Consider the following 12693-nt stretch of genomic DNA (forward strand, 5'->3'; position numbering starts at 1 on the left):
GGTGGGCGGGACTGCCGGGTGGGGGTGTGGGGACGGTGGGGGGTGTCCCCGCAGGACGAGCGCGCAACCAGGGCCGTACGTCCGGGCCATGCCCGCAGGCGCCGAGCCGAGGAGACACCCCCCGGCGGCCCCGCACCCCCACCCCCCTTTTCCCGCTCCGCCCCAGGACACCACCCAGCCCCGCCGGCGTTTGAGGCGCGGCCACCGGCCCGCAGACGGGGAAAACACCGGCACCGCCCGGCCAGGGCAGAGGCGGCCCGACCGGCGAGGTCAGAGGCCCAGTTCGGCCGTCGTCAGTTTGGCGACGGCCTCCTTCTCGCCCTCCAGCGTCACCGCGGCAGCCGCCTGACGGCCGAAGCAGAACAGGGTCAGTTCCCCCGGCTCGCCCGTTACCGTCACCACCGGCGCACCCTTGTGCGCCACCGCCGTCTGCCCGTTCGGACGCCTCAGCACCAGGCCCACCGGCGAGCGGCGCCCCGTCAGCCGGGCCATCCTCTCCAGCCGGGACCACAGCGCGTCCGAGAACACCGGGTCCAGCTCCCGCGGGGACCAGTCCGGCTGGGCCCGGCGGACGTCCTCCGCGTGGACGTAGAACTCCACCGCGTTCGCCGCCTCGTCGATCTGCTTCAGCGCGTACAGCGACATCCGCGGCGGCCCGGTCCGGATCAGCTGGATGAGTTCCTCGTACGGCTTGGCCGTGTACTCGGCCATCGCCGCGTCCAGCCGCCCCTTCAGTACGTTCAGCAGCAGGCCGCCCGCCGCGTCCGGCCGCCGCTCCCGCACCACCACGTGTGCGGCCAGCTCACGGCACCTCCAGCCGGTGCACAGCGTGGGGGCCTCCGGACCGGCCGCCTCCAACAGGTCCGCCAGCAGCAGGCGTTCACGCTTCGCATGGGTAGACATGCGCGCCAGCCTACGGCCGGAACGCGTCGTACGCCCGCCCATCGGACGGACATGGATCACCTCGCCCATCCGGGCCCGGCACAATGGCCCCATGAGTATGTCCCCCCGCCCCGGCAACCTCGATCCCGCCATCGCCGCGCGCCTCAAGCGCTCCGCCGACGGCCTGGTACCGGCCATCGCCCAGCAGTACGACACCGGTGAGGTGCTCATGCTCGGGTGGATGGACGACGAGGCCCTGCACCGCACCCTGACCACCGGTCGCTGCACGTACTGGTCCCGCAGCCGCCAGGAGTACTGGGTGAAGGGGGATACGTCCGGCCACTTCCAGCACGTCAAGTCCGTCGCCCTCGACTGCGACGCCGACACCGTGCTCGTCCAGGTCGACCAGGTCGGGGCCGCCTGCCACACCGGATCCCGCACCTGCTTCGACGACGATGTCCTCCTCCGCGCAGCCGACTAGGTAGGGGTCCCCACCGCAATGGATCTTGAGACGTTCCGCAAGCTCGCGGCCGACCGCCGCGTCATCCCCGTGAGCCGCAAGCTGCTCGCCGACGGGGACACGCCCGTCGGGCTGTACCGCAAGCTGGCCGCCGAACGCCCCGGCACCTTCCTCCTGGAGTCCGCGGAGAACGGCCGGTCCTGGTCGCGGTACTCCTTCGTGGGGGTGCGCAGCGACGCGACCCTGACCGTCCGGGACGGCCGGGCCCACTGGATCGGCACCCCGCCCGTCGGTGTACCCACCGACGGCGACCCCCTCGACGCCCTGCGCGCCACCGTCGAGGCCCTGCACACCCCCCGCGACCTCGCGGGCGGGATGCCGCCCTTCACCGGCGGCATGGTCGGCTACCTCGGCTACGACATCGTGCGCCGCCTGGAGCGCATCGGCGAGCACGGCAGCGACGATCTCCAGCTGCCCGAGCTGACGATGCTGCTCACCTCCGACCTCGCGGTACTGGACCACTGGGACGGCACCGTCCAGCTCATCGCCAACGCCATCAACCACAACGACCTCGACTCCGGGGTCGACGAGGCCCACGCGGACGCCGTGGCCCGCCTCGACGCCATGGAGGCGGACCTGGCCCGGCCCGCGCCCTACGTGCCGGCCCCGCTGCCCGCCTCCGATCTGCCCGAGTTCTCCGCGCTGTGGGGCGGCGAGAAGTACCAGGCGGCCGTCGAGGACATCAAGGAGCGGATCCGGGCCGGCGAGGCCTTCCAGGTGGTGCCCTCGCAGCGGTTCGAGACCTCCTGCGAGGCCTCCGCACTGGACGTCTACCGGGTGCTGCGGGCCACCAACCCGTCCCCGTACATGTACCTCTTCCGCTTCGAGAACGGCTTCGACGTGGTCGGGTCGAGTCCGGAGGCACTGGTCAAGGTCGAGGACGGGCGGGCCATGGTCCACCCCATCGCCGGCACCCGCCACCGGGGTGCGACCCCGCAGGAGGACAACGACCTCGCCGAGGAGCTGCTGGCCGACCCCAAGGAGCGCGCCGAGCACCTGATGCTCGTCGACCTGGGCCGCAACGACCTCGGCCGGGTCTGCGAGCCGGGATCGGTGGAGGTCGTCGACTTCATGTCGATCGAGCGCTACTCCCACGTCATGCACATCGTCTCCACCGTGACGGGGCGGGTGGCCGAGGGGAAGACCGCCTTCGACGTACTGACCGCCTGCTTCCCGGCCGGCACCCTCTCCGGGGCGCCGAAGCCGCGCGCCATGCAGATCATCGAGGAGCTGGAGCCCTCCCGCCGCGGCCTCTACGGCGGCTGCGTCGGCTACCTGGACTTCGCCGGTGACTCCGACACTGCCATCGCCATCCGTACGGCGCTGCTGCGCGACGGTACGGCGTACGTCCAGGCCGGAGCCGGTGTCGTCGCGGACTCGGTGCCCGAGCTGGAGGACAACGAGTGCCGCAACAAGGCCTCCGCCGTGCTGCGCGCGGTGGCGGCGGCGAACCGCCTGAGCAGCTCCTGAGGGCGTAGGGGATAGTGGGGTACGTGAGTGCCGTACCCCCGCCCCGTTCCGATGCCTCCGCCGAGCCCGGGCCCGAGGCCGCCGACAGCCGCGGCAGCCGCCGCAGCGTGGCCGCCGCCCTGCTGCTCGGCGCGCTCGGTGCCACCGTCGTCCTGCTCGCCTCCGGCCGGGTCTGGGCCCGGGGCACGGCCGCGATCGGCAGCGACTCCCTCCAGCTGAGCGCCGACGGGCGGGCCGTGACCGGCCTCCCGGCGGCCCTGGCCATCGTCGGCCTGGCCGCGCTGGTCGCCGTCTTCGCCGTACGCGGCAAGGGCCGGCTGCTGGTGTCGGGCCTGCTGGCGCTCAGCGGCCTCGGCGCGGCGCTGTCGGCGCTCTTCGGCTCCGACGGCCGCAGCGCGCTGGACGCCCAGGCCGCCCGTACGACCGCGGACAGCGCGGCGCAGGTGGCCGGCCTGACCCAGACCACGTGGCCGTACGTCACGGCCGCGGGAGCGGTCCTGATCCTGGCCGCGGGCCTGCTGGCGCTGCGTTTCGGCCGCGGCTGGCCCTCGATGGGCGGCCGCTACGAGCGTGACGACAGCCGCCGTACGCGGGCCGTCGCGGCGGTGGATCCGGACCGGCCGGAAGATCTGTGGAAGGCTCTGGACCGCGGCGAGGACCCGACCACGGACCCGGGCAGCGACCGGACCCGCTGACCCGGTCCCTGAGCCGACCCCCCTGGACGGCCAGGCCGCCCGGTGCGGGACAATGTCACCGAGCGTCCGACACAGACCGCACGTTCGACACAGCAGCGCGACAGAGCAACGAGGAGCAAACTCATGGCGGGCACGAGCCACGGACACACCCCGGCCGCCTGGACCGGTGTCACCATCGCCTTCATCGGTTTCTGCATCTCCGGCGCCTTCATGGTGCTCGCGAACCCGCTCGGCTTCTGGGCCGGCATGGTCGTCGTCGCGCTCGGCGGTGTCGTCGGCCTGGGGATGAGGGCCGCGGGCATGGGCGCGCCGAAGGCCGCGCACAAGGACCTCGCCGAGGTCATCGCCGCGAACAAGGTCCCCGCCAAGGTCTGAGCGCGCCACCTGCGCCCGTACCTGGAAGAGAGCCGAAAGGCGCGGCCCCGCCGGGCTGCGCCTTTTGTCGTGAGCGGAGAGAATCAGCAGGTGGACGCCTCCAGCACCCCCGACGCCGTGCCCGGTCCGCAGGCCGGACCGGCCGTACCCGCAGTGCCCGCCGAGCGGGCGTCCCGGGCCAGGCGGCTCGCCGCCCCGGCGCTCTACCTGGCCGCGGCCGGCGCGGCGTTCGCGTACGTGGGTGCGGTGGACCCCAACGAGCCTGGCCACTACCCGGTCTGCCCGCTGCTGCGGCTGACGGGCGTCCTGTGCCCGGGCTGCGGCGGGCTGCGCAGTGCGCACGCGTTCGCCCACGGAGATCTGGCCGCTGCTTTCGGGTCGAATGCCCTCGCCGTCGTCGGCTACTTCGTCTTCGCGGGTTTCATGGCTCTGTGGCTGGTTCGCGCCTTCCGCGGCGGGCCGGTCCCGAGGATCGTGCTGCGTCCCGCCCTCGCGTGGGCGGTGGGCGCGGTGGTACTGGTTTTCGCCGTTGTCCGAAATCTCTCTTTCGGGTCGGCACTGGCGCCCTGAGCCCCGTGCGCAGCCGGGATGAAGGGCGCATTCCGAATGTCCAGTTACTGGGACGCCGTCAACCGAGTGCGGAGGGCGACGCCTCCGCCGGATACCATTTGATTGCCGACCTTGCAGAGGTACGTGTCCGCAGGGCGGCCGACCGTCATCGACCCGGAAGGGGGCCGCTCGCGTGAGTGTGCTCGACGAGATCATCGAAGGGGTCCGCGAAGACCTTGCCGAACGGCAGGCGCGCGTGAGCCTCGACGAGCTCAAGGAGCGTGCCGCCAAGGCGCCCCAGGCCAAGGACGGCGTCGCGGCCCTGTGCGGCGACGGCGTCAAGGTGATCTGCGAGGTCAAGCGCTCCAGCCCCTCCAAGGGCGCGCTGGCCGCGATCGCGGATCCGGCCGGGCTCGCCGCGGACTACGAGGCGGGCGGTGCGGCGGTCATCTCCGTCCTCACCGAGCAGCGCCGGTTCGGCGGCTCGCTGGCCGACCTGGAGGCCGTCCGCGCCCGCGTGGACATCCCGATCCTGCGCAAGGACTTCATCGTCACGGCGTACCAGCTGTGGGAGGCCCGCGCCTACGGCGCCGACCTCGCGCTGCTGATCGTCGCGGCCCTGGAGCAGGAGGCCCTCGTCTCCCTCATCGAGCGGGCCGAGTCCATCGGTCTCACCCCGCTCGTCGAGGTCCACGACGAGGAGGAGGTGGAGCGAGCGGTGGCCGCCGGCGCCAAGATCATCGGTGTGAACGCCCGCAACCTCAAGGACCTCAAGGTCGACCGCTCCACCTTCGAGCGCGTCGTCGGCGAGATCCCGCCCCACATCGTCAAGGTCGCCGAGTCCGGCATCCGCGGGCCGCACGACCTGATCGCCTACGCGAACGAGGGCGCGGACGCCGTCCTCGTCGGCGAGTCCCTGGTGACCGGCCGCGACCCGAAGGCGGCCGTGGCCGACCTCGTCGCCGCCGGCGCCCACCCGGCCCTGCGCCACGGACGGAGCTGACCCGTCCCATGACCCCTGACCGCCCCTCCGTCCGCACGCGCCGCGTGCCGACGGCGTACGCGCCCCTGGCGCGCGGCTGCCGCCCCCGCGGCTGCCGCGCCCCGGCCCGGCGCGTCCACGGGCGGCGGGTCCGGTACGTGATCGGCTCCGAGCCCGGCCAGGTCAACGGCATGCGATGGCGCCGCGGAGGCGCGCTGTAACGAGGGCCGCCGCGGCCCGGTACGCGAGACGTACCGCGCCGCCCGGCGGTCCCGTACGGCCTGCTGCCCGGGCCGGCCGGCTCCGGGAGCGGGCCGCTCCGCACCGTACGCGCGACATCCCCCAGCGGGGTGTCCGCGGCGCGGGCGGGCGGCGCAATACGGTGAAACCACCCGCCGCATCTCGCACCCGTAGGAGCACTGGACATGTCCAGCGAGTTCTTCATCCCGGACCCGGAGGGTCACGTTCCCAACGCCGAGGGCTACTTCGGCGACTTCGGCGGCAAGTTCATCCCGGAGGCGCTCGTCGCCGCCGTGGACGAGGTCGCCGTCGAGTACGAGAAGGCCAAGGGCGACCCGTCCTTCGCGGCCGAACTCAACGACCTCATGGTCAACTACACCGGCCGCCCCAGCGCCCTCACCGAGGTGCCCCGCTTCGCCGAGCACGCCGGCGGTGCCCGGATCTTCCTCAAGCGCGAGGACCTCAACCACACCGGCTCGCACAAGATCAACAACGTGCTGGGGCAGGCGCTGCTCACCAAGCGCATGGGCAAGACCCGGGTGATCGCCGAGACCGGCGCCGGCCAGCACGGCGTGGCCACCGCCACCGCCTGCGCCCTCTTCGGCCTCGAATGCGTCATCTACATGGGCGAGATCGACACCCAGCGCCAAGCGCTGAACGTCGCCCGCATGCGCATGCTGGGCGCCGAGGTCATCGCGGTGAAGTCCGGCTCACGGACCCTGAAGGACGCGATCAACGAGGCGTTCCGCGACTGGGTCGCCAACGTGGACCGCACCCACTACCTCTTCGGCACGGTCGCCGGCCCGCACCCCTTCCCGGCGATGGTCCGCGACTTCCACCGCGTCATCGGTGTCGAGGCCCGCCGCCAGATCCTGGAGCGCGCCGGCCGGCTGCCCGACGCCGTCGCGGCCTGCGTCGGCGGCGGCTCCAACGCCATCGGCCTCTTCCACGCCTTCATCCCGGACACCGGCGTCCGCCTGGTCGGTTTCGAGCCCGCCGGGCACGGCGTCGAGACCGGCGAGCACGCGGCGACCCTGACCGCGGGCGAGCCCGGCATCCTGCACGGCTCCCGCTCCTACGTCCTCCAGGACGAGGAGGGCCAGATCACCGAGCCGTACTCCATCTCGGCCGGCCTGGACTACCCCGGCATCGGCCCGGAGCACTCCTACCTCAAGGACGTCGGCCGCGGCGAGTACCGCGCCGTCACCGACGACGCCGCGATGCAGGCCCTGCGCCTGCTGTCGCGCACGGAGGGCATCATTCCGGCGATCGAGTCGGCGCACGCCCTCGCGGGCGCCCTGGAGCTCGGCAGGGAGCTGGGCAAGGACGGCCTGCTGGTCGTCAACCTGTCCGGCCGCGGCGACAAGGACATGGACACGGCGGCCCGCTACTTCGGGCTGTACGACGGCGAGAGCGCCGAGGGGGAGTCGAAGTGACCACGGGCAACATCCAGCTGCTGAGCGACACCCTCGCCAAGGCGAAGTCCGAGGACCGGGCGGCCCTCGTCGCCTACCTCCCGGCGGGCTTCCCGACCGTCGACGGCGCCATCGAAGCGGTCAAGGCCGTCATCGAGGGCGGCGCCGACGTGGTCGAGATCGGCCTCCCGCACAGCGACCCGGTGCTGGACGGCGCGATCATCCAGACCGCCGACGACATCGCCCTGCGCGGCGGGGTCAAGATCGCCGACGTGCTCCGCACGGTCCGCGAGGCGCACGAGGCGACCGGAGCCCCGGTCCTGGTGATGACCTACTGGAACCCCATCGACCGCTACGGCGTCGAGCGGTTCACGGCCGAGCTGGCGGCGGCGGGCGGAGCCGGCTGCATCCTGCCCGACCTGCCGGTCCAGGAATCCGCGCTGTGGCGCGAGCACGCCGGGAAGCACGGGCTGGCGACCGTCTTCGTCGTCGCGCCGAGCAGCAAGGACGAGCGTCTCGCCACCATCACGGCGGCCGGCTCCGGCTTCGTTTACGCCGCCTCGCTGATGGGCGTCACCGGCACCCGCGAGTCGGTCGGCAACCAGGCCCAGGACCTGGTGCGGCGTACCCGCGCGACGACCGAGCTGCCGGTCTGCGTGGGCCTCGGCGTCTCCAACGCCGTCCAGGCCAAGGAGGTGGCCGGCTTCGCCGACGGCGTGATCGTCGGTTCGGCCTTCGTGAAGCTGCTGCTGGACGCGCCGGACCTGCCGGCCGGGCTGGACGCCGTGCGGGCGCTGGCGGGCGAGCTTGCGGAAGGCGTACGCAGGAGCTGAGACAAAACGGACACCTGATCGGGTTCTGTAGTCCGATCGGGTGGAATGGCGAGCGGGGAGGCACGCGAGTGCCTCCCTGCTTCGTTTGGCGGAGCGTGAGCGACAAGAACGACGGTGCGAACCGCGATGCGACGAAACGATCGGCCCGGGAGCGACTCCTCGTGGAGCGCGAGCGGCAGAAGACCCGGGACAAGCGCCGGCGGACCCTCATCGTGGCGGCGGCGGTGGTCGGCGTCCTGGGTCTGGCGACGGTCGTGGGTGTGATCGCGGCCAACGCCGGCAAGGGCGACAAGACCGACTCGGCGGGCCCGGTCGTCGCCCCCTCCGGCGCCACCGGCAAGGACGCTCTCGCCATTCAGACGGGCAAGCCCGAGGCGAAGGCCACCCTCACGGTGTGGGAGGACTTCCGCTGCCCCGCCTGCAAGGTCTTCGAGGACAACTACCGGGACACCATCCACGAGCTGGAGGACAAGGGCCTGCTCAAGGTGGACTACCACCTGGTGACGCTCATCGACGGGAACATGGGCGGCAGCGGCTCCCTGAAGGGTGCGAACGCGGCGGCCTGCGCGCAGGACGCCGGCAAGTTCACCGAGTACCACGACATCCTCTTCCAGAACCAGCCGCAGGAGGTCGACGACGCCTACGGCAAGAACGCCAAGCTGCTTGAGCTGGCGGGCAAGGTGGACGGGCTGGTCACCCCCGAGTTCACCGCATGCGTCGAGAACGGCACGCACAACAGCTGGGTGGGCAAGTCGCACGAGGCCTTCGCCGCCGGGAACTTCCGCGGCACGCCGACCGTGCTGCTCGACGGCAAGGACATTTTCTCCGACCAGGCGAACCCGCTGACCCCGCAGAAGCTGAAGGAGAAGGTGGAGGCCGGCGCCACGGGCTCGGGCGGAGCCGGTGCGAAGGGCTCCGAGAAGGGGACGGGCGAGAAGGACACGGGGAAGAGCGGGGCGAAGGGGTCGGTGCCGGCCACGCCGTCGGTCTCGGCCTCGACGACGGCGTCGAAGAGCTCCGCGACCGGAACCGGTTCCGGGGCGGGGTCCGGGAGTGGGACCGGGGCAGGGAACGGGTCCGGTTCCGGGTCCGGGAACGGGTCCTCGGGGGGCTGACTTCCGCCGTTCCATGTCTGGATTTGGTTTCGACCCTGCCGGGCGGGTTGCGGTACGCACCGTCCGGCAGGGTAGCGTCATGTCTGCCATGGACATTGCTTACATCCCCAGTCCGTCGACCGGCGTGATCCATCTCGGACCGATCCCGCTTCGCGGCTACGCGTTCTGCATCATCATCGGCGTCTTCGTCGCCGTCTGGCTCGGCAACAAGCGCTGGATCGCGCGCGGCGGCAAGCCGGGCACGGTCGCGGACATCGCCGTGTGGGCGGTGCCGTTCGGGCTTGTCGGCGGTCGCCTCTACCACGTGATCACCGACTACCAGCTCTACTTCGGCGAGGGCCGCAACTGGGTGGACGCCTTCAAGATCTGGGAGGGCGGCCTCGGCATCTGGGGCGCGATCGCGCTCGGCGCGGTGGGCGCCTGGATCGGCTGCCGGCTCCGCGGTATCCCGCTGCCGGCCTGGGCCGACGCCCTGGCCCCCGGCATCGCGCTGGCCCAGGCCTGCGGACGCTGGGGCAACTGGTTCAACCAGGAGCTCTACGGCCGGGCCACCGACCTGCCCTGGGCGGTGGAGATCAGCGCCGGCCCGAACCGGGACGCCGGGACCTACCACCCGACCTTCCTGTACGAGTCGCTGTGGTGCGTCGGCGTCGCCGTCCTGGTGATCTGGGCCGACCGCCGCTTCAAGCTCGGCCACGGCCGGGCCTTCGCCCTGTACGTCGCCGCGTACTGCGTCGGCCGCGGCTGGATCGAGTACATGCGGGTCGACGAGGCGCACCACATCCTGGGCGTGCGGCTGAACGTCTGGACCTCGATCGTCGTCTTCGTGCTCGCGGTGATCTACTTCGTCCTCTCGGCGAAGCTGCGGCCGGGCCGCGAGGAGATCGTCGAGCCGGACCGCTCCGGCGGCAAGGACGTCAAGGACGGCAAGGACGGCAAGGCTGCCATCGAGACCAAGGCCGAGGACAAGGCGGCGGTGGAGGCGGCTGACGCCGGTCCGAAGGGCTCCGCGCCGGCCCTCGCCCAGGGCGCCGTGAAGGCGGACCTGCGCAAGCCGGCCGTGGACGCCGAGGCCCCGGAGGCCGACAAGTCCTGACCGCGGGAGCGGTCGGGAAGGGGGGTGCCGCGCACAACGCGGCACCCCCCTTCCCGCATCCTCGGGCCCACACCGGCCCGATCCCCGCGCGGTGAGCGCAGAGGCGGTGTTCGGCCGCCGGGGGCCGGGGCGCGTTGCGGGTACCGGGCCGGACGGCAGCGTTCGGGGCGGCCCGGGCCCGCCGGGCCGGCGCAGGGGCCGGTGGCCGAACCCGGTGCGTGCGCGACGCGCAGGGCGAGCAGCTCCGGTTCGCCCCGCCCGGCGGCGGTGGCCGTCCGGACGCACCCGGCAGCCGGCGCGGGGCCGCGCTGTCGGTGTCTGGGCGAGGTCGGGTCGGGCTTGAACTGGGCAGTGCGCGGCGAGCGCAAGGTCAGTGGGCCGGTACCCGCGCGGCGAGCGCAAGCGTGCGGTGGGCCGATGCCACGACGGCCGGATCCACGAACCGGCCGTCGGGCAGCGCCAGCGCCCCCGGTGCGGCCCGCGCCGCGCTGAGCACCTCCACCGCGGCGGTCACCTCCTCGGGCGCCGGGAGGAAGGCGCGCTCGATCACCGGGAGCTGGCGCGGGTGGATCGCCGCCCGGCCGAGGAAGCCGAGGGACCGGCCGCGGGCGCAGGAGACCGCCAGCGCGTCCAGGTCCCGGATGTCCGGGAACACCGACTGGGCCGGCGGCGCCAGCCCGGCCGCGCGTGCCGCGACCACCACCCGGGAGCGGCACCAGTCCAGGCCCTCCTCCGCGCTGACCGCCAGGTCCGCCCGCAGGTCCGCCTCGCCGAGGGAGAGCCCGTGCAGGGCGGGGTGCGCGCGGGCGATCTCGTACGCGCGCTCCACGCCCAGCGCCGACTCCAGCAGGGCGTAGAGGCCCACCCCGCCCGTCCGGTCCGCGGCCGCGGCGATCTGCTCCGGCGCGCTGATCTTCGGCAGGCGCAGCCCCGCGAGCCCGCGCAGCCCGGCGAGCGCGGCGAGATCCGCACCGCCCCACGGGGAGCCGAGGGCGTTGACGCGGACGTGGACCGGGACCGGCGGCCGCTCGGCGAGCAGCTCGACCGTGGCGGCGCGGGCGTACTCCTTGCGGGAGGCCGCCACCGCGTCCTCCAGGTCGACGATGACGGCGTCCGCCCCGCAGCCCAGCGCCTTGGCGACCACCGCCGGGCGGTCGCCGGGCGCGTAGAGCCAGGTGAGGATCACAGGGCCCCCTCGGAGCGCAGCGCGGTGATCTCCGCCCCGGTCAGGCCGAGCTCGGCCAGCACCTCGGTCGTGTCCGCGCCGTGCGGGCGGCCCGCCCAGCGGATCCCGCCGGGGGTCTCGGACAGCCGGAAGAGGATGTTCTGCATCCGCAGGGGCCCGAGCTCCGGATCCTCGACCTCGGTCACCGTGTCGAGGGCCGCGAACTGCGGATCCGTCATCACGTCGCGGACGTCGTAGACCGGCGCGACGGCCGCCTCCGCGTCCTCGAAGGCGCAGACGACCTCCTCCGCCTTGTGGCGGGCGATCCAGCCACCGACCGCGTTGTCGATGACGTCGGCGTGCCGGGCCCGCCCGGCCCCGGTGGCGAACCAGGGTTCGGCGATCAGCTCCGGCCGGCCGACCAGCCGCATCACCCGCTCGGCGACGGACTGGGCGGATGCGGAAACCGCCAGCCAGCGGCCGTCGGCGCTGCGGTAGGTGTTGCGGGGGGCGTTGTTGGCGGAGCGGTTACCGGTGCGCGGCTGGACGTGGCCCAGCTGGTCGTACCAGAGCGGCTGTGGGCCGAGCACGGTGAGGATCGGCTCGATGATGGCCAGGTCCACGACCTGGCCATGCCCGGTGCGGTCCCGTCCGGCGAGCGCCGTCATCACGGCGTACGCGCAGGTCAGCGCGGCGATCGAGTCGGCGAGGCCGAAGGGCGGGAGGGTCGGTGGGCCCTCCGGCTCCCCGGTGACGGCGGCGAAGCCGCTCATGGCTTCGGCCAGGGTGCCGAAGCCGGGGCGGTGGGCGTACGGGCCCTGCTGGCCGAAGGCCGTGACGCGGGCCAGGATCAGGCGCGGGTTGGCGGCGGACAGGTCGGGCCAGCCCAGGCCCCACCGCTCCAGGGTGCCGGGGCGGAAGTTCTCGACGACCACGTCGGCGGTGGCGGCGAGCCGCAGCAGGGTGTCCCGGCCGCCGGGGGTGGACAGGTCGAGGGTGATGGTCCGCTTGTTCCGGCCGAGCAGTTTCCACCACAGGCCGATGCCGTCCTTGGCGGGGCCGTGGCCGCGGGAGGGGTCGGGGACGGTTGGGTGCTCGACCTTGACGACGTCGGCGCCGAAGTCACCGAGCATTGTGGCGGCGAGGGGGCCGGCGAAGAGGGTCGCCAGGTCGAGGACGCGCAGTCCGTGAAGGGGGCCTCTGCCCTGGCTCTGCTCGTGTGCATGCCGTGGCCGGGCGTTGACGGGTGCGGGTTCCGTGCCGGTGGCTTCGGTGGCTTCGGTGGGGCCGGGCGCGCGCCGGGGCGTCTCCTCGGGCGCCGAACGGTTCTCGGGGCCGGAATGTGTGGCAGTGGTG

Annotated in this window: 13 protein-coding genes and 1 pseudogene; 11 read left to right on the forward strand and 3 right to left on the reverse strand. The window is 73.2% G+C overall.

Annotation, left to right across the window (positions count from 1 at the left end):
* Nucleotides 1–270: 270 nt before the first annotated feature.
* On the reverse strand, nt 271–903 hold the full coding sequence (locus AAT21_RS04185; protein WP_046775282.1) for a TIGR03085 family metal-binding protein: 633 nt from the start codon (nt 901–903) through the stop codon (nt 271–273).
* 91 nt (nt 904–994) lie between these two features.
* On the opposite strand from AAT21_RS04185, the gene hisI reads away from it, so the two are divergent.
* The 11 genes and pseudogenes from hisI (at nt 995) to lgt (ending at nt 10172) form a co-directional block, all read left to right on the forward strand.
* The gene (hisI, locus tag AAT21_RS04190) at nt 995–1363 is read left to right on the forward strand and encodes a phosphoribosyl-AMP cyclohydrolase (protein ID WP_046775283.1); all 369 of its coding nucleotides are present in this window, start codon (nt 995–997) and stop codon (nt 1361–1363) included.
* Nucleotides 1364–1381: 18 nt separating this feature from the next.
* The gene (locus AAT21_RS04195) at nt 1382–2872 is read left to right on the forward strand and encodes an anthranilate synthase component I (RefSeq protein ID WP_046775284.1); all 1491 of its coding nucleotides are present in this window, start codon (nt 1382–1384) and stop codon (nt 2870–2872) included.
* A gap of 14 nt (nt 2873–2886) precedes the next feature.
* A complete protein-coding gene (locus tag AAT21_RS04200) occupies nt 2887–3567 on the forward strand; it encodes a TIGR02234 family membrane protein (RefSeq protein ID WP_046775285.1) in 681 nt (226 codons plus the stop codon).
* A 123-nt stretch (nt 3568–3690) separates the two neighbouring features.
* Nucleotides 3691–3942: an HGxxPAAW family protein gene (locus AAT21_RS04205; RefSeq protein ID WP_046775286.1), complete on the forward strand. Its 252-nt coding sequence runs from the start codon at nt 3691–3693 to the stop codon at nt 3940–3942.
* A gap of 69 nt (nt 3943–4011) precedes the next feature.
* Nucleotides 4012–4512 carry a DUF2752 domain-containing protein gene (locus AAT21_RS04210; RefSeq protein ID WP_107081191.1) on the forward strand — a complete coding sequence of 167 codons (501 nt, stop codon included), beginning with the start codon at nt 4012–4014 and terminating at the stop codon, nt 4510–4512.
* A 172-nt stretch (nt 4513–4684) separates the two neighbouring features.
* Nucleotides 4685–5494, forward strand: coding sequence for an indole-3-glycerol phosphate synthase TrpC (gene trpC / locus AAT21_RS04215; protein ID WP_046775287.1), 810 nt, complete (start codon nt 4685–4687; stop codon nt 5492–5494).
* An 8-nt stretch (nt 5495–5502) separates the two neighbouring features.
* Nucleotides 5503–5694 (forward strand): tryptophan biosynthesis modulator TrpM, encoded by a 192-nt coding sequence (trpM, locus tag AAT21_RS04220; protein WP_046775288.1) that lies wholly within the window; start codon nt 5503–5505, stop codon nt 5692–5694.
* 204 nt (nt 5695–5898) lie between these two features.
* Nucleotides 5899–7149 (forward strand): tryptophan synthase subunit beta, encoded by a 1251-nt coding sequence (trpB, locus tag AAT21_RS04225; RefSeq protein WP_046775289.1) that lies wholly within the window; start codon nt 5899–5901, stop codon nt 7147–7149.
* Complete coding sequence (trpA, locus tag AAT21_RS04230) at nt 7146–7961, forward strand: tryptophan synthase subunit alpha (protein WP_046775290.1); 816 nt, start codon at nt 7146–7148, stop codon at nt 7959–7961. The genes trpB and trpA overlap by 4 nt, the downstream gene beginning before the upstream one ends.
* 95 nt (nt 7962–8056) lie before the next feature.
* A pseudogene (locus tag AAT21_RS04235) lies at nt 8057–8836 on the forward strand (DsbA family protein); the annotation flags it as partial.
* Nucleotides 8837–9164: 328 nt separating this feature from the next.
* Nucleotides 9165–10172, forward strand: a complete 1008-nt coding sequence (gene lgt / locus AAT21_RS04240; protein WP_079025416.1) for a prolipoprotein diacylglyceryl transferase — start codon at nt 9165–9167, stop codon at nt 10170–10172.
* A 370-nt stretch (nt 10173–10542) separates the two neighbouring features.
* Here lgt and AAT21_RS04245 read toward each other — a convergent pair whose 3' ends face one another.
* Both AAT21_RS04245 and AAT21_RS04250 read right to left on the reverse strand, forming a co-directional pair.
* Nucleotides 10543–11358: an HpcH/HpaI aldolase/citrate lyase family protein gene (locus tag AAT21_RS04245; RefSeq protein WP_046775293.1), complete on the reverse strand. Its 816-nt coding sequence runs from the start codon at nt 11356–11358 to the stop codon at nt 10543–10545.
* Nucleotides 11355–12521 carry a CaiB/BaiF CoA transferase family protein gene (locus AAT21_RS04250; protein ID WP_046775599.1) on the reverse strand — a complete coding sequence of 389 codons (1167 nt, stop codon included), beginning with the start codon at nt 12519–12521 and terminating at the stop codon, nt 11355–11357. Before AAT21_RS04250 ends, AAT21_RS04245 begins: the two co-directional genes overlap by 4 nt.
* Nucleotides 12522–12693: the final 172 nt, after the last annotated feature.

This window comes from Streptomyces yangpuensis (assembly GCF_001005295.1).
Classification (GTDB): Bacteria; Actinomycetota; Actinomycetes; order Streptomycetales; family Streptomycetaceae; genus Streptomyces; species Streptomyces yangpuensis.